At 64.2% G+C, this 19,015-nt stretch carries 18 protein-coding genes; 9 read left to right on the top strand and 9 right to left on the bottom strand.

The window, feature by feature from the left end; all coding sequences use genetic code 11:
• Positions 1 to 143 precede the first annotated feature (143 nt).
• The 6 genes from LB555_RS12125 (at position 144) to LB555_RS12100 (ending at position 7,733) form a co-directional block, all read left to right on the top strand.
• On the top strand, positions 144 to 1,316 hold the full coding sequence (locus LB555_RS12125) for a glycosyl transferase family 1 (RefSeq protein ID WP_224682959.1): 1,173 nt from the start codon (positions 144 to 146) through the stop codon (positions 1,314 to 1,316).
• A gap of 15 nt (positions 1,317 to 1,331) precedes the next feature.
• A complete protein-coding gene (locus tag LB555_RS12120; RefSeq protein ID WP_224682958.1) occupies positions 1,332 to 2,321 on the top strand; it encodes a glycosyltransferase family 2 protein in 990 nt (329 codons plus the stop codon).
• Positions 2,321 to 3,271 carry a glycosyltransferase gene (locus LB555_RS12115; RefSeq protein ID WP_140875672.1) on the top strand — a complete coding sequence of 317 codons (951 nt, stop codon included), beginning with the start codon at positions 2,321 to 2,323 and terminating at the stop codon, positions 3,269 to 3,271. The genes LB555_RS12120 and LB555_RS12115 overlap by 1 nt, the downstream gene beginning before the upstream one ends.
• On the top strand, positions 3,261 to 4,229 hold the full coding sequence (locus LB555_RS12110) for a glycosyltransferase family 2 protein (protein WP_224682957.1): 969 nt from the start codon (positions 3,261 to 3,263) through the stop codon (positions 4,227 to 4,229). The genes LB555_RS12115 and LB555_RS12110 overlap by 11 nt, the downstream gene beginning before the upstream one ends.
• A gap of 74 nt (positions 4,230 to 4,303) precedes the next feature.
• The gene (locus LB555_RS12105) at positions 4,304 to 5,200 is read left to right on the top strand and encodes a UTP--glucose-1-phosphate uridylyltransferase (RefSeq protein WP_140714278.1); all 897 of its coding nucleotides are present in this window, start codon (positions 4,304 to 4,306) and stop codon (positions 5,198 to 5,200) included.
• Between the two features lie 148 nt (positions 5,201 to 5,348).
• Entirely contained in the window at positions 5,349 to 7,733 is a 2,385-nt protein-coding gene (locus LB555_RS12100) for a polysaccharide biosynthesis tyrosine autokinase (RefSeq protein ID WP_224593251.1), read from the top strand.
• Between the two features lie 130 nt (positions 7,734 to 7,863).
• Here LB555_RS12100 and LB555_RS12095 read toward each other — a convergent pair whose 3' ends face one another.
• Both LB555_RS12095 and LB555_RS12090 read right to left on the bottom strand, forming a co-directional pair.
• Positions 7,864 to 8,946, bottom strand: a complete 1,083-nt coding sequence (locus LB555_RS12095; protein WP_224682956.1) for an acyltransferase family protein — start codon at positions 8,944 to 8,946, stop codon at positions 7,864 to 7,866.
• A 146-nt stretch (positions 8,947 to 9,092) separates the two neighbouring features.
• Positions 9,093 to 11,000 (bottom strand): propionyl-CoA synthetase, encoded by a 1,908-nt coding sequence (locus LB555_RS12090; RefSeq protein ID WP_224682955.1) that lies wholly within the window; start codon positions 10,998 to 11,000, stop codon positions 9,093 to 9,095.
• Between the two features lie 764 nt (positions 11,001 to 11,764).
• Between LB555_RS12090 and LB555_RS12085 the strand changes: the two genes are divergently transcribed.
• Genes LB555_RS12085 through LB555_RS12075 form a run of 3 tightly spaced genes read left to right on the top strand, consistent with a single transcriptional unit; the run spans position 11,765 to position 13,487 of the window.
• Positions 11,765 to 12,067 carry a PqqD family protein gene (locus tag LB555_RS12085; protein ID WP_015314206.1) on the top strand — a complete coding sequence of 101 codons (303 nt, stop codon included), beginning with the start codon at positions 11,765 to 11,767 and terminating at the stop codon, positions 12,065 to 12,067.
• Positions 12,067 to 12,504, top strand: a complete 438-nt coding sequence (locus LB555_RS12080) for a lasso peptide biosynthesis B2 protein (protein WP_140614927.1) — start codon at positions 12,067 to 12,069, stop codon at positions 12,502 to 12,504. The genes LB555_RS12085 and LB555_RS12080 overlap by 1 nt, the downstream gene beginning before the upstream one ends.
• Positions 12,501 to 13,487, top strand: coding sequence for a serine kinase (locus LB555_RS12075; RefSeq protein ID WP_224682954.1), 987 nt, complete (start codon positions 12,501 to 12,503; stop codon positions 13,485 to 13,487). Before LB555_RS12080 ends, LB555_RS12075 begins: the two co-directional genes overlap by 4 nt.
• 8 nt (positions 13,488 to 13,495) lie before the next feature.
• Here the strand turns inward: LB555_RS12075 and LB555_RS12070 are convergent, their stop codons facing one another.
• The 7 genes from LB555_RS12070 to dhaL form a co-directional block, all read right to left on the bottom strand.
• A complete protein-coding gene (locus tag LB555_RS12070) occupies positions 13,496 to 14,518 on the bottom strand; it encodes a nucleotidyltransferase family protein (RefSeq protein WP_224682953.1) in 1,023 nt (340 codons plus the stop codon).
• Positions 14,519 to 14,588: 70 nt separating this feature from the next.
• A complete protein-coding gene (dhaK, locus tag LB555_RS12065; protein WP_224682952.1) occupies positions 14,589 to 15,575 on the bottom strand; it encodes a dihydroxyacetone kinase subunit DhaK in 987 nt (328 codons plus the stop codon).
• Positions 15,576 to 15,615: 40 nt separating this feature from the next.
• The gene (locus tag LB555_RS12060; protein WP_224682951.1) at positions 15,616 to 16,038 is read right to left on the bottom strand and encodes a hypothetical protein; all 423 of its coding nucleotides are present in this window, start codon (positions 16,036 to 16,038) and stop codon (positions 15,616 to 15,618) included.
• Positions 16,039 to 16,040: 2 nt separating this feature from the next.
• Positions 16,041 to 17,615, bottom strand: a complete 1,575-nt coding sequence (gene ptsP, locus LB555_RS12055) for a phosphoenolpyruvate--protein phosphotransferase (protein ID WP_224682950.1) — start codon at positions 17,613 to 17,615, stop codon at positions 16,041 to 16,043.
• 41 nt (positions 17,616 to 17,656) lie between these two features.
• Positions 17,657 to 17,959, bottom strand: a complete 303-nt coding sequence (locus LB555_RS12050) for an HPr family phosphocarrier protein (protein WP_015314199.1) — start codon at positions 17,957 to 17,959, stop codon at positions 17,657 to 17,659.
• A gap of 21 nt (positions 17,960 to 17,980) precedes the next feature.
• The gene (gene dhaM, locus LB555_RS12045; RefSeq protein WP_015314198.1) at positions 17,981 to 18,370 is read right to left on the bottom strand and encodes a dihydroxyacetone kinase phosphoryl donor subunit DhaM; all 390 of its coding nucleotides are present in this window, start codon (positions 18,368 to 18,370) and stop codon (positions 17,981 to 17,983) included.
• Positions 18,367 to 18,969, bottom strand: coding sequence for a dihydroxyacetone kinase subunit DhaL (dhaL, locus tag LB555_RS12040; protein ID WP_224641616.1), 603 nt, complete (start codon positions 18,967 to 18,969; stop codon positions 18,367 to 18,369). Before dhaL ends, dhaM begins: the two co-directional genes overlap by 4 nt.
• Positions 18,970 to 19,015 lie beyond the last annotated feature (46 nt).

Genomic DNA, 19,015 nt, shown 5'->3' with positions numbered 1-19,015 from the left:
ATCCACAACCGCCGCCGACCACAAACTACGGCAATAATTTTGCAGTGCAACAGAAAACGTGGAACGGTGCGCCAAAAATGTTGCGATGCAGCAAGAGCTGTACTAGGCTTCCCCTGGGTGGGTCAAACAGCGGTCGAGTTTTCATGCTGCATGTCTTGTACCTGGTACATGATGTTTCCGACCCGGCGGTTCGCCGGCGGATCACGATGCTCAGGACAGGTGGCGCCCGGGTTACCCTGGCGGGCTTCCGCCGCGCCGCCACTCCGATTGCCGACATCGAAGGCTTGCGGCCAATCGACCTTGGCGCGACGCGCGACGGGCGATTCGCCCAGCGCCTGGTGGCGGTGGCAAAAACAGCGGTTTCGATAGGTTCGAAGCTCAGGGACGTGCCGAAGCCCGACATCATCATCGCGCGTAACCTGGAGATGCTGGCGCTGGCCCGCCGCGCCCGGTCGGCTTTCGGCGCCGCTGTCCCGATCGTCTACGAATGTCTCGACATTCACCGCCTGGTGCTTCGCGACGATGTCCTGGGCAAGGCGCTGCGCGCCACCGAGCGTCATCTGGCGCGGGATGTGCGGCTGCTGGTGACCAGTTCGCCCGCCTTCATCGCCAATTATTTCAAGCCTTTCCGCCAGGTCGCGGCGCCGGTGGAACTGGTCGAGAACAAATATTTCGAGGCGGCGGCGATTCTGCCGGCCGAGCGCGAGGCGGTGGAAGGACCTCTCGCCCCGCCGTGGCGGATCGGCTGGTTCGGGGCGCTCCGGTGCCGCCGTTCGCTCGAACTGCTGGCCGGTTTCACGCGTCACATGGAAGGCCGGTTCGAAATCGTGCTGCGCGGCCGCCCGGCACTTTCCGAGTTCCCGGATTTCCATGCCTTCGTCGATGCCGAACCTTACATGTCGTTTCGCGGGCCGTACCGCAACCCGGAGGACATGGCGGCGATCTATCACGACGTCCATTTCTCCTGGGCGATCGATTTCTTCGAGGAGGGACAGAACTCCGAATGGCTGCTGCCCAACCGCCTTTATGAAGGCTGCCGCTTCGGCGCGGTGCCGATCTCGATGGACAACACCGAGACCGGACGGTTCCTTCGGCAGCGCGATATCGGCGTTTTGCTGCCGCAGGCCACGCCCGAGGCGCTCGAAACCGCGCTTGGCGGGATGGAACAGCACCGCTTCGGCAGGCTGAAGGCGCGCGTGCTGGCCCACAATCCGAGGATGTGGAGCTACGATCGCAGCGACTGCGGCGCCCTGGTCGAAAAACTGCGCCGCCTGACCAACGTGCGCGGGCCGCTCGCGACCGAGGCCCTGGCATAGGATGGACATCGCCCGATGACGCAAGCGCTTGCCTCCACCCTGATCGTGATCCCGTGTCTCGACGAGGCGACTCATATCGGCGCGCTGCTCGACCAGCTTTGCCCGGCGGCGGAACGGCTTGGCGCGCGGATCGTCGTTGCCGATGGCGGCAGCACTGACGGCACGCTGGCCATTGTCGGCGAGCGCCAGAGGAACGATCCTCGCATCATCCTGCTTCACAACGAAAAGCGCATCCAGAGCGCCGCGATCAACCTGGCGGTGGCCAAATTTGGCCAGGGTACGCACTATCTTATCCGCATCGACGCCCATGGCGGCTATCCCGACGACTATTGCGACCGACTGGTCGAGGAGGCGTTGGCGACCGGCGCGGATTCGGTCGTGGTGTCGATGCTGACCAGCGGCAGCGGCACGGTGCAGAAAGCGGCGGCGGCGGCGCAGAACTCCAAGCTCGGCACCGGCGGCTCCAAGCATCGCCATCTCTCCGCCGGGGAGTGGGTCGACCACGGCCATCACGCACTGATGCGGATATCGGCCTTCCAGGCCGTCGGCGGCTATGACGAGACGTTCAGCCACAATGAGGATGCGGAACTCGACTATCGGCTGAGGCGGGCAGGCTACAGGATCTGGATGAGCGGCAGGACGCAGATGGTCTATTATCCGCGGACCTCGCTGCGCGGCCTCTATGTCCAGTATCTCGGCTATGGCCGCGGCCGCGCCAAGAATGTGCTGAAACATCGTGTGATCCCGAAGTTTAGGCAGATGGTGCCGCTGGCGGTCTTCCCGGTGGTTCTGCTGGCGGCCTTCTCCTTCCTGCACTGGATCGCGGCGCTGCCTCTGGTGCTGTGGGTGGCGGTTTGCCTGGGCTACGGCCTGGTGGCGGCCATCAGCCAGCGCAATGCCGATATCGCGCTTGCCGGCGTCTCGGCGATGGTCATGCATTTCGGCTGGTCCGTCGGCTTCTGGCTGCAGCTTCTCGGCCTCGGCACGCGGCGGAGGGCGGCGTGATGGCGGTTGAGGTCAAGCATCGCAGCATCGACATCGGCGTGTGCACATTCCGGCGGCCGGAACTGGCCGACACGCTGCGCTCGCTTGCCGCCCTGGCCATGCCTGACGGCTTCGAGGTCGGCGTCATCGTCGCCGACAATGACGACACGCCGAGCGCCAGGGACCTGGTGACGGTGCTGTCGCAGGAATTGAAGTTGCCGGTCCGCTACCGGCATTGCCCGGCCCGCAACATCTCGATCGCTCGCAACGCTTGTCTCGAGGCCAGCGAGGCCGATTTCCTGGCCTTCATCGACGACGATGAGACCGCTACGGCCCACTGGCTCGCCGAACTGGTGGCAACGGCCGAAAAAAGCGGCGCCGCCGCGGTTCTCGGCCCGGTGCGCGCGCTCTATCGTCCGGATGCGCCGGAATGGATGCGCCGCGGCGATTTCCATTCCACCTTGCCGGTCCGCGTGCACGGCGAAATCCGCACCGGCTACACCTGCAACGTCCTGCTGCGCATGGCATCCGACAGCTTGCGCGGCCGCCGCTTCAGCCTGGCGCGCGGCCAGACCGGCGGCGAGGACACCGAATTCTTCGACCAGATGCACAAGGCAGGCGGCCGGATCGCCTTTGCGCCGGAGGCATGGGTGGACGAGGCGGTGCCGAGGGCCAGGGCCGCATTCGACTGGCTCAGCCGCCGCCGCTTCCGGGTTGGCCAGACTCACGGTCATCTCCTGGGCCGCGGCGCCAGCGGCATCGCGCGAGTAAAGCAGGCCGGCCTTGCCGCGGCAAAGGCCGCTTTTTGCTTCGCCGCGGCACTTCCGGTTGCAGCCAGTCCGGTCCGCAGGAACCGCAGCGTGTTGCGCGGCATCATGCATGTCGGCGTTGTCAGCGGTCTTGTCGGTGTCCGCGAACTGCGCCTCTATGGCCAGCCTTCACCAGGGGAAGGAGGCAAGCGTGCAGCCTGACGTTTCGTCCGTACCCGATGTTTCTTTTGTGATCGCCGCCTACAATGCCGAGGCAACACTTGATAGGGCGGTCGCCAGCGCCATCGCCCAGAAGGGCGTCAGCCTTGAGATCATCGTCGTCGACGACAAGTCGCGTGACGCCACGCTCGATGTGGCGAGGGCCTATCCCGAGCATGTCGTGCGCGTCGTGGCGCTGGAAAAGAACAGGGGCCCCGGAGGGGCCAGGAATGCCGGGCTCGACGCCGCCCGCGGCAGGTGGATAGCGGTTCTCGATGCCGACGACGCCGTCTTTCCCGGACGCGTCGCCGCCATGATCGGCCGCGCCGAAAAAGCGGGCGCCGAGATCGCCGTAGACAATCTCCAGGTCGTCCGTGAGGACGGCGTGGTCGAGGACGCGATGTTCCCGCGCCGGTATCTGGAAGGCCTGCGCGAGATTTCGCTGGCGACCTACATCGCCGGCAACGTCGTCTTCGAATCGAAGTTCAATCTCGGCTATCTCAAGCCGATCTTCCTGCGCCGGTTCCTTGACGAAAACCGGCTTCGCTATGACGAGAAGCTGAGGATCGGCGAGGACTACATCCTGTTTGCCGAAGCCCTGGCCATGGGCGGCAGATGCGTGGTGGAGCCTGAAATCGGCTATGCCTATCATATCCGCAGCGGCTCCATCTCGCGCGTGCTCGAGCCTCATCATGTCGAGGCGATGCGCAAGGCCGACGAGATTTTCGCTCAAACCCATTCGATGGACGTGGCCGCGCAGGCGGCATTCGCCCGGCGCGGCCGCAGCCTGCGCAAGGCGGCCTCGTTCCTGGCGATGGTCCAGCACATCAAGGCGCGGTCCCCGCTCAAGGCGATCCGGACGGCGCTCAGCGACCCGGCGGCGGTCAGGCATATGGGCATGCCGATCGCCGTGCGGTTGCGAAGAGTAGCGGCACAGTTTGCCGTCGGGGCGGGGAGGTGAAGATGCAGGCACATGGAGGGATTTTTCGTGGCCTGTGAATGGACTGTAGTCGATCTCCTCAGAAGGAATTTGCGATGAAGAAAATCAGGAAGGCCGTGATACCGGTGGCGGGGCTTGGAACACGGTTCCTGCCGGCGACCAAGTCGATGCCGAAGGAAATGCTTCCCGTCGTCGACAGGCCCGTCGTGCAATATGCGGTGGACGAGGCCTTCGAGGCCGGCATCGAGCACATCGTCTTCGTCACCGGCCGCAACAAGGCGGTCATAGAGGACTATTTCGACCTGCATCCGGAATTGATCGGAACCCTGGAGCAAACTGGCAAGAAGACTCAGCTGGAGGCGCTCGAAAGCATGCTGCCGGTGGCCGGCGCCACCTCCTTCATCCGCCAGCAGTCGCCGCAAGGCCTCGGCCATGCCGTCTGGTGCGCCCGCGAGGTCATCGGCAACGAGCCCTTTGCCCTGCTTTTGCCTGACATGGTTTCCTTCGGCGGGCGCGGATGCCTGGCCGAGATCACCGACCTCTATGCGCAGACCGGCGGCAACGTCATCGCCGTCGAGCGTTGCGATCCCACCGAGACCAACAAATATGGCATTGTCGGCCGTGGCGCCGACATTGGCGGCGGTTTCGAGGTGACGGCCATGGTCGAAAAGCCGGCGCCGGCCAACGCACCGTCGAATTTCTACATCAATGGCCGTTATATCCTGCAGCCCGAGATATTCCAGCTTCTGGGCAACCAGCAGCGCGGCGCCGGCAACGAGATCCAGCTGACCGACGCCATGGTTCGCCTGTCGCAGGAGCAGCCATTCTTTGCCCAGCCTTTCAAGGGGCGCATGTTCGACTGCGGGTCCAAGGAAGGGTTCATCCAGGCCAATATCGCCTTCGCGCTGGCGCGCGACGACATGAAGGGTCCGGTTTTCGAGATGCTCCGGGAGTTCGTCCGGACGCATGAACGCCAGGAAGAAGCCGCATAATGCCCATCTTTCGGGAGTATTGTCGGGTGGCTGACGGCGGAGGCGCCGGCCGGCTCCGCGCTGTCCGGCACCAAGCGTGTGTCGCGCCTGCCAATGCTCCCGATCTCTCCGGGGCCTGCGAGCGAGACAAGCCAGAATTGGACCGAAGATGAATTATGCCAATTTTCCTCTCGACAAGAGGATGCCATTGCCGAATTCGGAAGCAGGAGACGGCGACGACTTCATCGACATCGAGCGGCTGCTTGGCATGGCCGCACGGCAGGCCAAGGTGGTTGGCGTGTGCGCCATCATCGGCCTTTTCCTGGGCATGCTCTATCTGCAGACCACGCCGCCAAAATTCGTGTCGGTTTCCAGCGTGTTGATCGATGAAGGTCTGAACAAGATCGTCGACGACATCTCGGCGGCATCGACGACGATGCAGACCGATTCCGCGATTCTGAGCCAGATCGAGATCCTGACCTCGACGCGGCTTGCCGCCGTGGTCGTCGACAAGCTCAAGCTCGACCAGAACGACACGTTCATGAACCCGCCCCAGTCCGCCCTTGCCCAGGGCGTTGGCCTGATCCGCGGTCTGATCCAGTATGTTCGTCCGAGCAGCCCGGTCATGCCGGGTGTCGGCGACATCACCAAGCTCGACCCCGCCGCGCGCGATGCGCTGATCGCCACGTCGCGCCGCGACTACGCCATCCTCAAACTGCAGAACGAGATCCGGGCGGATCGCGTCGGGCGAAGCTACGTTATCGCGCTTGGCTACCAGGCGACGGATCCGGCATTGGCGAAGGCCATCACCAAGGCCTATGCAGACGCTTATCTCGCCGACCAGCTCGATGCCAGCTTCGACGCCACCGAGCGCGCGGCGGTCTGGCTGCAGGGCCGATTGACGGAGCTGCGCGAGAGCTCGCAGCAGGCATCGCTGGCGGTCGAGAAATTCAGGGCCGAACACGGCCTGTCCGCCAACAGCGACGGCCAGCTGATGAGCGACAAGCAGCTCGCCGACCTGAACGCCCAGCTCATCGTCGCGCAGGCCGACACCGCGCGTGCCAGCGCCCGTTACCAGCAATACAAGTCGATCGTCGACAGCGGCTCGGACAACGCTTTCAAGGATGCCGCCATATCCAGCGACCAGCCAGCCAGCTCGGTCATTGCGGCGCTGAAGACCCGCTATCTCACGGTCGCCAAACGGCAGCAGGATGTCGAGGCGAATTTCGGCCCGCAGCATCCGCAGGCGGTGGCGCTCGCCAAGGAGAAGGCCGACATCTCGACGCAGATCTTCGGCGAACTGAAGCAGCTCACCGAAAGCTACCGCAACGAGTATGAGGTGGCGTTGGCGCGCGAGACCGCGCTCAGGGCCAATGTCGCCGCCGCGCAGGGCAAGAGTTCGATCGACAACCAGTCGCAGGTCCAATTGCGTGATCTCGATCAGAAGGCGACGGCACTCTCCACGCTCTACCAGACGTTCCTCGGACGCTACGAGGAAGCCGCGCAGCAGCAATCCTTCCCGGTCGGCAAGATCCGCATCATCTCGGATGCGTCGACGCCGCTTGCCGCCTCGAGCCCGCGCACCGTCATCGTGCTCGGCCTTTCGTTGGTGCTCGGGGTTCTGATGGGCGCCGGCTTCGGCGGCCTCAACGAGTTCAACGAGCGGTTCTTCAGGACCGGCGAGGAGGTCCGCGACCGCGTCGGCCTCAAATTCCTCGGGTACCTGCCGACCATCGGCAGCAAACCGAGCAAGGAAGACAAGCCAGCCGAACCCGATCTCAAGGTCGCCAGGTCGCCGGCCGCCATCGAAAGGCGCGCACGGATGCGGGTGAGCATCGACGCTCCGGCATCGATGTTCTCCGAAACGCTGCGCAGCGCCAAGATCGCCTTCGATGTGGTGATGGAAGGGCAAGGGAGCCGCGTCATCGGCGTGATCTCGGTCCTGCCCGGCGAAGGCAAGTCGACGGTCGCGGCCAATCTCGCCGGGCTGCTCGCCGCCAATGGCTCCAGGACGCTGCTCATCGATGGCGATCTGCGCAATCCGGGCCTTAGCCGCAGCCTCGGCATGGAAGCCGAGCAAGGCTTGATGGAAGCGGTGGTGAGCGGCCAGACCTGGCAGTCCGTCGGCAAGATCGACAGGCAGACCAAGCTGGCGATCATCCCGGCTGTGCTGCGCGGCCATTTCTCGCACACCAGCGAGCTTCTCTCCTCGGCCGGCATGCGTCGTTTCATCGAAAACGCCAAGGAGACCTTCGAATACATCGTCGTCGATCTGCCGCCGCTTGGCCCGGTGGTCGACGCCAAGGCCTTCGCGCCGCTGGTCGACGGCTTCGTGCTCGTCACCGAATGGGGCCGCACGCCGCGCGCCATGGTGCGCTCGATGCTGGAATCCGAGCCCTATGTCGCCAACAAGATCGTCGGCGCGGTGCTGAACAAGGTCGACCTGAAGAAGCTCGCCAAATACGGGTCGTTCGGCGCGTCGGAGAAATTCTTCGACAAGTACTCGAGCTATTATCTCGACAAGTCGGAAGTGCGTTCGAAGGCGGCGGTCTGAGATAAGGCCGTTGCCATCATGTCTTGAACCCGCGCAGCGGTTCTCATTCCGAAATCGCACAAAAGTTTCGGCACCGTCCGGCCGCCGTTCATGCGGCCGGACATGAGGCGGAGCGGCGTATAGCTCGAGGCTATGCCGCCTTCAGCCGGTAACGGAAAAGCGTGTGGTCGAGCAGCAGCCGGATGCGCGGTTCGGCCTCGGTTGCCACCAGCCAGCTTGCCGCGATCATGGTCGCGCCGACCATTGCCATCGACAGGAGATAAGGCAGCCCGGAGCGCACCATGGCGCCGAGCATCGCCGCGCCGATGACGTCGTGGATCAGATAGAGCGGATAGGTCATCAGGCCGATCCGGCGCCAGCCGCTCCATCTGAGATCAAGCGTGAGCGACCACGCCATCAGCGCGATGGCCACGAGGAAGATCAAGATTGGCGGCCCGTACGGCATCACGGCTCCGACTTTGATGCTATGGACGTCGACGGAGCTGGCGATCTGCAGCACCCCACCGCCGAGGAACAGCAGGCAGAAGCCAAGGCGAGACGCCGTCACCGCCTTGAACCGCATCAGCCAGATGAGCACGCCGACCGCGAAGAATGAGCCATGATGCACCAGCACGAGCTGCAGCCACCGCGTCTCGGCGAAGGCGGACCAGCCGAGCGGATAATAAAGGCACCAGAACAGCGTGCTGATCATGCCGATGACGATCGCAACCCTTTCCATCAGATGGAAACGGCCGAGCCGCAGCAGGATCCAGACGATGGCGTAGAAGGCGATTTCGATGCCGAGCGTCCAGTAGACGCTGTCCACCCAGGGACCATAAGGCGCGAACAGGCCGGTGCGCACGAGCCGAACCACCGCATCGGTCGGCCAGCTCAAGCCGATCAGCAGCAACAGCGCCGCGGTGATCGGGGCACAAATCCAGACCGCCGGCGCCAGCCTTTTGACCCTTGCCTCGAAAAACCGCAGCGGCGTCGAATTCTCGGCGCTGAAGGCAATGACGAAACCGCTGATGACGAAGAAGATCTCGACGCCGACCCAGCCGGACCCGACCCAGGCGCCGATCCCAGGCTGCGCCGGAACGCCACCAGTCGCTTGCGCCGAGATGCCGTCGGGATAGGCCCAGACCCAGAAGCCGTAGTGATAGACCATGACCAGCACGGCGGCGAGAAACCGCAGGATGTCGATACCGCCAAAGGTTATTTTTTTCTGAGCCATGCGATCCAATCGAATGGCCCCCCGCGGGAACTGTAGGGCGGAATGTTGCATCGCACAATCTACGATTGCGCCCAGCGGTCATCACAAAGTTCGCTGCGTCGCAACATCGCGCAACGGTAGCTCCAGTCAGGTCCCGGCAGTGCTCCTTACACGCCGATTCCGCGCTCCGTCAGGGCAGCGGTGATCTCATCGAGGATGGCGGGGTCGTCGATGGTTGCAGGCATCGTCCACGCTTCCTTGTCGGCGATCTTCTGCATGGTGCCGCGCAGGATCTTGCCCGAGCGCGTCTTGGGCAGGCGCTTGATCGTCACCACGGTCTTGAAGGCGGCCACCGGGCCGATGCGCTCGCGCACCAGCGCGACGACCTCCTTCTCGATGGCGGCGCCGTCGCGCGCGACACCGGCGTTCAGCACCACGAAGCCGAGCGGAATCTGGCCCTTCATCGCATCGGCGATGCCGACGACGGCGCATTCGGCGACATCGGGATGGGCGGCCAGCACCTCTTCCATGGCGCCCGTCGACAATCGGTGGCCGGCAACGTTGATGATATCGTCGGTGCGGGCCATCACGTAGAGATACCCGTCCTCGTCGATCATGCCGGCATCGGCCGTCTTGTAGAAGCCGGGGAACTCATCGAGATAGGCCTGGCGGAAGCGGGCATCGGCGTTCCACAGGGTCGGCAGGCAGCCCGCGGGCAGCGGCAGCTTGACCACGACATTGCCGAGCGTGCCGCGCGGCACCTCATGGCCGGCATCGTCGAGCACGCGGATATCGTAGCCGGGCATCGGTACCCCGGGCGAGCCGTACTTCACCGGCAACAGGCCGAGCCCAGCGGGGTTGATCGTCATCGGCGATCCGGTCTCGGTCTGCCACCAATGATCGACCACCGGCACGTTCAGCTTCTGCTCCGCCCATTTGATGGTTTCGGGGTCGGCGCGTTCGCCGGCCAGGAACAGGGTGCGGAATTTCGACAGATCGTATTTCGGTACGAACTCGCCTTTGGGATCCTGCCCCTTGATGGCGCGGAAGGCAGTCGGCGCGGTGAACAACGCAATCACGCCATGTTCCGCGATAACGCGCCAGTAGGTGCCGGCGTCGGGCGTGCCGATCGGCTTGCCTTCGAACAGGATGCTGGTGCAGCCATGCAGCAGCGGGCCGTAGACGATGTAGGAATGGCCGACCACCCAACCGACATCGGACGCCGCCCAGAACACTTCCCCGGGCTTCACGCCGAACTCGTTTTCCATCGTCCATTTCAGCGCGACCATGTGGCCGCCATTGTCCCGCACGATGCCCTTGGGCTGGCCCGTCGTGCCTGACGTGTAGATGATGTAGAGTGGGTCGGTGGCCAGCACCGGCACGCAGTCGACATTGGCGCCGGCTGCGCGCTCACGAGCGACGGCGTCGGCATAGTCGATGTCGAAATGGTCCTTCAAATCGCAGCGCAGCTGATCGCGCTGCAGGATCAGGCAGGCGTCCGGCTTGTGGCGGGACATCTCGATCGCCTTGTCGAGCAGCGGCTTGTAGGCGACGACCCGCCCCGGCTCCAGGCCGCAGGAGGCCGAGATGATCAGTTTCGGTTTTGCGTCGTCAATGCGGGTGGCAAGCTCATGCGAGGCAAAGCCGCCGAACACGACCGAATGCACCGCGCCGATGCGGGCGCAGGCGAGCATGGCGATGGCCGCTTCCGCCACCATCGGCATGTAGATGATGACGCGGTCACCCTTGCCGACGCCGCGGTTCTTTAACACCGAGGTCAGCGCCACCACCTCGCGCTTCAGTTCGGCATAGGTGAACTTTTTCACCGTGCCGGTGATGGCGCTGTCGTATATCAGCGCGATCTGGTCGGCCCGCCCGCCGGCGACATGCCGGTCAAGGGCATTGTAGCAGGTGTTGCAGGTCGCGCCGGTGAACCAGCGGCCGTAGACGCCGGCGGTGGCATCGAACACCCTGTTCCAGGGCGAATACCAGTCGATGGCGCCGGCCGCGTCGGCCCAGAATTTTTCCGGGTCGCGTTTCCAGCCGTCATAGATCTCGTGATAGCGTGAAGCCATCCGTACCCTCCCGGAAACCATTTGCCGTCTTTGCAAACAGCCTATGCTGTTTTTTCCGGCGCTGTCTTCCCTGATTTTCGTTTGAACCGGTCTTGTCCTGACCGGGATGCCCGCTGTCCGACGATATCGAGCGAGAGGATGTGAGCGCATGCGCCATCAATGGTCGATCGAGGCCAGGCTCGAGGAACCGTCCGACCTCCTACAGCCTGTCGGATCCTGTGAACACCGGCCGGCAAGCCGGCGGTGATCGTCGTGCTGGTGCAGCGCTTCAGCCAGGGCTTTTTTAAGGGTGCGATCGCCGCTTCATAGCGGTGACCGAACAACCCGCTGAACAATTCGTCGATTGCCGTCTAACAAGCCGGATTCGTTGGGCGAATGTCGACGGCGCTAGATCGGCAAGGCCATCAGCATGAGACCGACGCCGCCGAAGATCAAAATGGCTGTCGCCAGAGCTTTTCGATGACGTTCGAAAGTCGTCGGAGCCCGCTCCCAATTGTAACGCATACGCTATCTCCCCAAGACCCGAGGAGTTCTTACCTTACCTCAGGGAAGAAAAGCAACGGTGCCGCCGGTCAGCATGCTTGCCTGGCGCGCCTTTCCGGCGACTATTTCTGGGACGATTTTCGACTCTGGATGGATGTTGCGGCCTCACGAGAGTATGTCCGCAAAATAAAGCCACGCGAGCCATCCCGGCCGACCAATAGACAGCGCCCCACCACCGCGCTATCTCATTTCCGGGTTTTGCATGGCTTTTGGGGTCCGTTATGGAAATTGCCTCTGGAACGGTTCTGCGACTGGCGGACGATGCCTCGGTTCAGCATGTCGGCGACGGCGCGGTTGTGCTTTTGGCGCGCAGCGGCCAGCTTTATACCTGCAACGGGACGACCGAAGCCTTTCTCGACAAGGTGGATGGCGCGCGCAGCCTCGGCCAGATCGTCGGCCTGCTTTGCGAGGAGTTCGAAATCGACAAGGGCACGCTTGACGAGGACATGGCGGCGCTGGCCAGCGATCTGGTCTCGGAAGGCATTCTCGCTGCTCCAGGCTTGATGGCTGAAGGCACCGCTTGATGGTGGACGGTCCTCTCCTGCGCGCCTTGTTCCGCTGTCATCTCTGGGCAAGCGCGCGGCTGATGCCAATTCTCATTGCCAATCGCAGCTTCGAGGACGTGCTGAAATGGGCGCCGCTCGCCTCGCCGGCGCCCTATCGCGGCCTGCCTGCCCCCTACATTGTCGCCCGCGTCAACCGTGCCGTGCGTCATCCCTGGCTGATGCGTGACCGCAGATGCTTGCGGGAGGGCTTGCTCGGCCATCGCTTCCTGCGCCTTGCCGGTTTCGATCCGCAGCTGCGTTTCGGCGTCGATCCGAAGTCGCTGCAAGCGTCGCGGCTGGCGGCGCATTGCTGGGTGTGCCTGGACGGCAAGCCGGTGGTCAGTGACAGCCTTCCCGGCATGGTCGAGATCTACCGTCACCCCGCCACCGCCGCCACGAAGGTGCGCTCCGCTTGACCAGACCTTCAGTATTCTATGACCTCAATGGCCAGATCCTCGGCATATGGGCCGAGCGCCCCGGCCTGTGGCAGGATTTCGACGGGATGCTGGGCACCTTGCGTGTCACAGGTCCCGTCGAGCCGGATTTTCGTCTCGAGATCACAGAGGCGGACGTTCTGGACGAAGCGCCCGGCGGATCGCTCGTCTTCGAGGGCGAGATACCGGAGGACGGCTACTGCCGGATGATCGCGGATGGCGGCACGGTCCATCTCGTCTTTCCCGAACGCCAAGCCGTTGTCGTCAATGACGAGGAGGGTTGGGCCGAACTCCGGGTTCGCCCCGGTGCGAAGGCCGCCTGGACGCCATCGATGCTGGTGTTGGACGCAGCACTCGACGCAGGCGGCCAGCATATGCTGCACACGGCCGGGCTGACGCTGCCGGGCCGCGACGCCGTCGTGCTGGTCCATGCCCCGAGCGGCACCGGCAAGACCACCACATCGCTGGCCTTGGCAACGCGAGGATTCGGCCTGTGCTCCGACGACGCCATGATCCTGAATCTCGCTTCCCCCACGCCTGCCGCCTGGGGTTTGCCGCGCCATGTCAAGATCCATGAGAAGACCGCGCGGATGATCCCGCTTGTGGCGCCATGCCTCGGTCTGTCATGGGACCGCAATGGCGAACAGGCTGTTTCGCTGGAAAAGCTGAGTGGGATCGTAAAAATCGAAAGTCCGACCGCCCGTCCGGTTGCAGCGCTCCTGCATCTTGCGCGATCCGGCGACGAAGAGACCCGGCTCGCGCCCATGGCCCGGACCGACGCGATGGTGGCGCTGGCGATGGACAATGTCCGCACCGGCGCGACCGGTCTGCTGCCGCTGCAGAAGCGCAGGTTGGCGGCGATCCGCGGACTGGTGTCGTCGGTGCCGACCTTTACCCTGCAAGTAGGCGTGCGTCCGGCCGATGCGGCGGCGCTGATAACCGCTAGGTTGGCATCACGGGACTGACGGTCCGCTCAAGCGGCGTATGGCCTGGCCTTGGCCAGCCGCTGGATCCAGCGAAAGGCATCGCGGCGTAGCCGCGAGCCGATCTTCTCCCGGGAATTGACCCTGAGCAGCGTGTTGGTCGTGATCAGCTTCTTGGCCAGTCGGATCGACAGGTCGGGCTTTATTCGCCCGGCGAGTGCCAGCGCATGCGGTTCGTCGAACAGCCGCCCGGTTACGTTGAGCACGATCGCAAGTTCGAGTTCGATGCCGGTCATGCGCGCGGCGTCGAGCAGGCGGGTTTCCGAAACCGGGGATTGCAGCGCCCTCACACCTTGCAGCACGTCGACGCAAAGCTGCAGACGGTGGAATTTATGGCCGCCGGCGGCATGCACGATGGCGATTGTCAGAAGGGCGGCCGGCGTATCCGTCGCGTCGCCATCGATGATGCCAAGCTCGCGAAAACCCAGCGACAGGCGCCGCCGCATGCCGGTGTCGTGCACAAGGTCGCCATGCAACTCGACCAGCAGGCTGGAATTCTCCTTTTCCAGCCATTTGAATTCCTGCAGCCGGTAGGATTCGGCCTCGTTGCTGGCAAGCTCGAAGCCGCATGCCGCAATCACTCGGTTTGCCCGCGCAAGGTTGGCGGACTCGACCAGGATGTCGATGTCGGTGAAAGGCCGGTCGGATACATTGCGATAGAGTTTTCGCGCGAAGACCGGCCCCTTGACGATCCGCGCCGGAATACCCTCCGCCGCCATTCCCTTCATGATGCGGTCGCCATGGTACTGAAGCAGCATCGACTGGCCGGTGGCGATCGTCGCCCTCTGGCGCAGGTCGTCGAGTTTGTCTCGCAAACCAGTATCCGACGGCAGGTGCGCATCGCCACGCTCCCCGAGCTTGCGCAGCATGATCGGGAGGACGCCATGGAATTCGGCATTGTCGAGCAGGGCAAACAGCGCCTTCGCTGATAAATTGTCCCCGACCGCCGCAGCTTCCGGATCGGCGAAGCGCAGCAGCAGTTTTTCTTCAGCTGGAGTAAGAGGCGGCAGCATCGATCCGGACAAATCCATCGTTAAGTGGATTGTCCGGAATGGTTGCAGAAATGCGCGGCTGAAGCCAGCTTTATAGGCCCCAGCGCAGCGCGGCGGTGTGGACAGGTGCGTCCCACCATTCCGTCAGTTCGTCGTCGAGCAGGCTCAGCGTGATCGAGCAGCCGGCCATGTCGAGCGAGGTGACATAGGTGCCGACCAGCGACCGGGTAACCGTCACGCCATGTTGCTCGAAAATCCGGCGGGCGCTGTTGTACATCAGATAGAGCTCCATCAGCGGCGTGCCGCCGAAGCCGTTGACGAACAGCAGCGCGGGTCCTTTCGCCCTGTCGTCGAGATCGCCTAGGATCGCAGCGCAGATTTCTTCGACAATCGCATCGGCGCTTTTCAGCCTGTCGCGACGGCGGCCGGGCTCGCCATGGATGCCGACGCCGAATTCCATCTCGCCATCGCCGATGTCGAAGGTCGGTTTGCCGGCAGCCGGCACGGTGCCGCTGGTCAACGCCACGCCCATCGAGCGGGTGGCGTCGTTGACGCGGTCGCCCAGCGCCTTCAACGCCGGCAACGCCACCCCGTGCTCGGCCGCGGCGCCGACGATCTTTTCCACCACCAGCGTGCCCGCCACGCCGCGCCGCCCGGTTGTGTAGGACGAATTCTCGACGGCGACGTCGTCATTGGTGATGACCTGCAGCACGCCATCGGACGTCTCGGCAGCCATCTCGAAGTTCATCACGTCGCCTTCGTAGTTCTTGACGATGAACAGGCAGCCGGCGCCGGTGTCGACGGCTTGCGCGGCCGCCAGCATCTGATCCGGTGTCGGCGAGGTGAACACCTGGCCGGGACAGGCGGCGTCCAGCATGCCGTGGCCGACAAAGCCGCCATGCAGGGGCTCGTGGCCGGAGCCGCCGCCGGAGATCAGCGCCACCTTGCCCGGCTTGAGCATCTTGCGGCGGATGAATTTGTGCTCCTCGCCAAGCACTAGGATGTCGGCATGGGCGGCCGCGAACCCGTCGAGGCTCTCGGTCAGCACCATGTCCACCGAGTTCATGAATTTCTTCATGGCCGTCTTCTCCCGAAATAGCCTGGCATCAAGGGGTCGTTCAGCCGCTCTTGCCGGTGATGCTGGTGACCTTCTGGATGAATTCGTTGATCGCGCGGTCGAGCGCCGCATTCTGCTTGTCGTCGCCGAAATCCGGCACGATGAGCGAAACGTGCCTTGTCTTGCGCGCGCCCGCGGCGACCGAGATCTTCCCGGGATGTGCCTGATGGTAGGCGGCAAGAAACTGGTCCCGCTCGACCTGGCTGAAATGGCAGACGGAAAAGATGGCCGGCAGATGTTTCGACGGAATGGGAGTCGAGTAGCTCGGGCTCGAAATCTGCGTGACGAAGCTGCGGTGCTTGCCAAGCGCATCGGCGAGCCGCTGGCGCATGCCGGACGGCCGCTGGTCGATAACCTGCGACAGGATCGTCTTGTAGGCGCGGATCGCTTCTTCGGAACCGGGTTCGGGTTTGATGTCGGCCATGCCTAGACCGGAACGTCGGCTATGGCCGCCTTGGCCATGGCGAGTTGCGCCGGCGCCACGGAAAGATCGCGCAGACCGGCTTCCAGCAGCGAGGGAATAGAGGCCGGGTCGCCGCCGGCATCGCCGCACAGGCTGACGGCAACCCCGGTCTCCCGTCCAAAGGCCGCGACCGAGGCGATCAGCCTCAACACCGCAGGATGGCGGACTGAATTCAGGTGTGCCACAGCGGCACTGTCGCGCGCGGCCGCCATCACATATTGCGTCAGATCGTTGGAACCGATCGACAGGAAAGCGACGCCGGTAAACGCCTCCGGCGCGATGGCCACCGAAGGCACTTCGACCATGATGCCGAGCGGCGGCATTTTGTGCGCGATGCCGCGCGCGGCAAGGGCTACCCGCTCCTCGGCGAACAAGGCGGCGGCGCTTTCATACTCTGCTGATGTGGCGATCATCGGAAACATGATTTTGAGATTGCCGTGTGGCGCGGCGCGCAGCAATGCCCTGATTTGAATCCGGAATATATCGGGCCTGGCCAGCGACAGCCTGATGCCGCGCAGGCCAAGGAATGGATTGCCTTCCTCGACGGTGAAGCCTGGCACCGGCTTGTCGCCGCCGGCATCGACGGTACGGATCGTCACCGGCTTTTCGCCGGCCCATTCCAGCACCTTGCGATAGGCACGATACTGCGTCTCCTCATCCGGCAGCGTTTTGCCGAACAGGAATTCGGTGCGCATCAGGCCGACACCGTCGCAGGTCGCGATGTCGATGGCGTCGACATCCCTAGGATCGGCGATATTGACCTGTACGCGCACCGCCGTGCCGGTTTTTGTCAGGGCCGGCCGCGCCAGAAAAGTCCGTGCCTTACCCTGGCCGGCGGTGAAGGAAGAGGATGACTGCCGGAACGAGCCGATCTCGGCCGGCGAGGGCGCCAGGACGATGCTGCCGTGCTCCGCGTCGAGCAGTGCCATGTCGGCAACGGCGGTGAGCGGCTCGCGCAGGCCCACGACCATCGGCACGCCACGCGAGCGCGCCAGCATGGCGACATGGCTGGCGGTGCTGCCTGCCTTCAGAGCGATGCCGCCGCCATGGCTCCAGTCGGTTTCGAGAAAGCGCGTCGGCGCGATGTCCTCGCCGTAGAGGATGGCGCCGGACGGCGCGGCTTGGTCACTGTCCTCGGTCAGGGCACGCAGCACCTGGTCCCTGATATCCCGAAGGTCCGTGGCGCGGGCGCGGAAATAATCCTGGTCCGAAGCCTCGTAGCCGGCGATCTCGGCATCGAGCGCCTGCCGCCAGGCCGTGTCGGCGGGTGTTCCGGAAGCGATCGATGCGAAGGCCGGCCCGCTCAGCGCGTCGTCTTCCAGCATGGCGATGTGGAATTCGAGTATGTCGGCCGCATCTTTCTCGGCGGTCCCGACCATGGCCGCGAGCCGGTTCACCGCCTTGCCGATCGCGGCCTCCAGGGACGTCCTCTCCTCGACGGAGCTTGCCTTGCTAACGTAAACGCCCGCGGGTTGGCCGAGGTCGAACAGAGGTCCCTCGGCATAGCCGGCCGAGGCAGGAACACCCTCAATGCGCATGGCACGCGTTCCCAGCGGGTGAGCGCAGGCGCGGATCGGCCTCAAGCCGAGCGGACATGGCCGGCGTCCTCGTCGAAATCGCGCTGCACCAGTTCGACCAGCGCGCGGATAGCATCATCGGCACCATCGCCATTGGCCCTGATGTGCAGCACCGTGCCCTTCGGCGCCTTGGCCGCCATCACCTTGACGATGCTTTTTGCATCGAACCATGGGCCGTTGGCGGCGAGTGCAATCTCCACCTCGGCGGCAAAGCTCTTGGCGAGCTTGGTGAACTTCACCGAAGGACGCGCGTGCAGGCCCACATCGTGGGTGATCAGGACGGTCGCTTCGGCGGTTGCGGACATGTGTTCAAAAATCCCGTTCGCTCACGATGGTGACAATTCATGCGCCGTCGCCACCACTTCCCGGAGCGAGGCGCCGCCGGATGCCTCGGTCGCCGCCATCACCGCGCCCTCGACGATCGGCGCGTTGCAGACGATGATTTTGTGCGCACGCGGCTCGCCGATCAATTCCACCGCCATTTCCGAATTGGTCTCGGCGCCGCCGAGATCGACAAGAATGGCGACGCCGGCGTCCGACCAGGCCTTGTCGATGGCGCCCATGATCGCCTCGACATTGGTGCCGAGCCCGCCATGGCCGTTTCCGCCGCACCACGCAAGCGGCACCTCGTCGCCGACCATTTGGCGTACCATGTCGGCCGTGCCCTCGGCGACCAGCGGCGAATGCGACACGATCACGATCCCGACATTGCTCATGCCTTGCCCCCGATGATTTGCGCCAGCGTGCGCACCAGCAGCGCGGTCGAGCGCGCGCCGGCATCCATATGGCCGATCGAGCGGTCTCCGAGGAACGAGGCGCGGCCGCGCAGTGCCTTCATAGGCACGGTGGCTTCGGCCGCGGCGTCGGCGACGTTGGCTATTTCAGCCGCCGTCCTTTCCCCGGCCAAGGCGTCATGCACCGGCCGCAGCACATCGAGCATGGTTTTTTGTCCTACCTGCGACTTGCCGCGCGCGGCCACCGCTTCGATCGCCTTGCCGAAGGCAACCGTCAGATTGGCGCGGTCGGGTTCCACCGAAATCTCCTTGCCGAGCGCCATGAACAGCGTGCCGAACAGCGGGCCGGAAGCGCCGCCCACCGTCATCACCAGCTTGGTGCCAATTGCCTTCAGGGCGTCCGGCAGCGGCTTCGCGGCGAACACGTCGGCCTCGGCCCGTACGGCGTCGAAGCCGCGCTTCATGTTCAGCCCGTGGTCGCCGTCGCCGATCGCCTGGTCGAGCGCGGTCAATTCCTCGGCGTGCGCGGCAATCGCATCCGCGGCGGCCGTGATAAGCCTCGAAAGGTCCAGCGCCGTCATGTCGCCCGAATTCCCGGTTTGCACCTTGCCGGCAGTAGCGAAAGAA

This window comes from Mesorhizobium sp. BR-1-1-10 (assembly GCF_020165595.1).
Lineage (GTDB): Bacteria > Pseudomonadota > Alphaproteobacteria > Rhizobiales > Rhizobiaceae > Mesorhizobium > Mesorhizobium australicum.
Note: the sequence above shows the minus strand (reverse complement) of the source record. Positions and strands in the feature narration are given on the sequence as shown.

Excerpts from the sequence above, each read along its gene's own strand:
- LB555_RS12070 (WP_224682953.1), bottom strand. The coding sequence starts at position 14,518 with ATGCTGCCGCCTCTTACTCCAGCTGAAGAAAAACTGCTGCTGCGCTTC.
- dhaM (WP_015314198.1), bottom strand. The coding sequence starts at position 18,370 with ATGAGCAATGTCGGGATCGTGATCGTGTCGCATTCGCCGCTGGTCGCC.
- LB555_RS12125 (WP_224682959.1), top strand. The coding sequence starts at position 144 with ATGCTGCATGTCTTGTACCTGGTACATGATGTTTCCGACCCGGCGGTT.
- LB555_RS12095 (WP_224682956.1), bottom strand. The coding sequence starts at position 8,946 with ATGGCTCAGAAAAAAATAACCTTTGGCGGTATCGACATCCTGCGGTTT.
- LB555_RS12100 (WP_224593251.1), top strand. The coding sequence starts at position 5,349 with ATGAATTATGCCAATTTTCCTCTCGACAAGAGGATGCCATTGCCGAAT.
- LB555_RS12050 (WP_015314199.1), bottom strand. The coding sequence starts at position 17,959 with ATGTCCGCAACCGCCGAAGCGACCGTCCTGATCACCCACGATGTGGGC.
- LB555_RS12060 (WP_224682951.1), bottom strand. The coding sequence starts at position 16,038 with ATGGCCGACATCAAACCCGAACCCGGTTCCGAAGAAGCGATCCGCGCC.
- LB555_RS12115 (WP_140875672.1), top strand. The coding sequence starts at position 2,321 with ATGGCGGTTGAGGTCAAGCATCGCAGCATCGACATCGGCGTGTGCACA.
- ptsP (WP_224682950.1), bottom strand. The coding sequence starts at position 17,615 with ATGCGCATTGAGGGTGTTCCTGCCTCGGCCGGCTATGCCGAGGGACCT.
- LB555_RS12105 (WP_140714278.1), top strand. The coding sequence starts at position 4,304 with ATGAAGAAAATCAGGAAGGCCGTGATACCGGTGGCGGGGCTTGGAACA.
- dhaK (WP_224682952.1), bottom strand. The coding sequence starts at position 15,575 with ATGAAGAAATTCATGAACTCGGTGGACATGGTGCTGACCGAGAGCCTC.
- LB555_RS12085 (WP_015314206.1), top strand. The coding sequence starts at position 11,765 with ATGGAAATTGCCTCTGGAACGGTTCTGCGACTGGCGGACGATGCCTCG.
- LB555_RS12090 (WP_224682955.1), bottom strand. The coding sequence starts at position 11,000 with ATGGCTTCACGCTATCACGAGATCTATGACGGCTGGAAACGCGACCCG.
- dhaL (WP_224641616.1), bottom strand. The coding sequence starts at position 18,969 with ATGACGGCGCTGGACCTTTCGAGGCTTATCACGGCCGCCGCGGATGCG.
- LB555_RS12120 (WP_224682958.1), top strand. The coding sequence starts at position 1,332 with ATGACGCAAGCGCTTGCCTCCACCCTGATCGTGATCCCGTGTCTCGAC.
- LB555_RS12080 (WP_140614927.1), top strand. The coding sequence starts at position 12,067 with ATGGTGGACGGTCCTCTCCTGCGCGCCTTGTTCCGCTGTCATCTCTGG.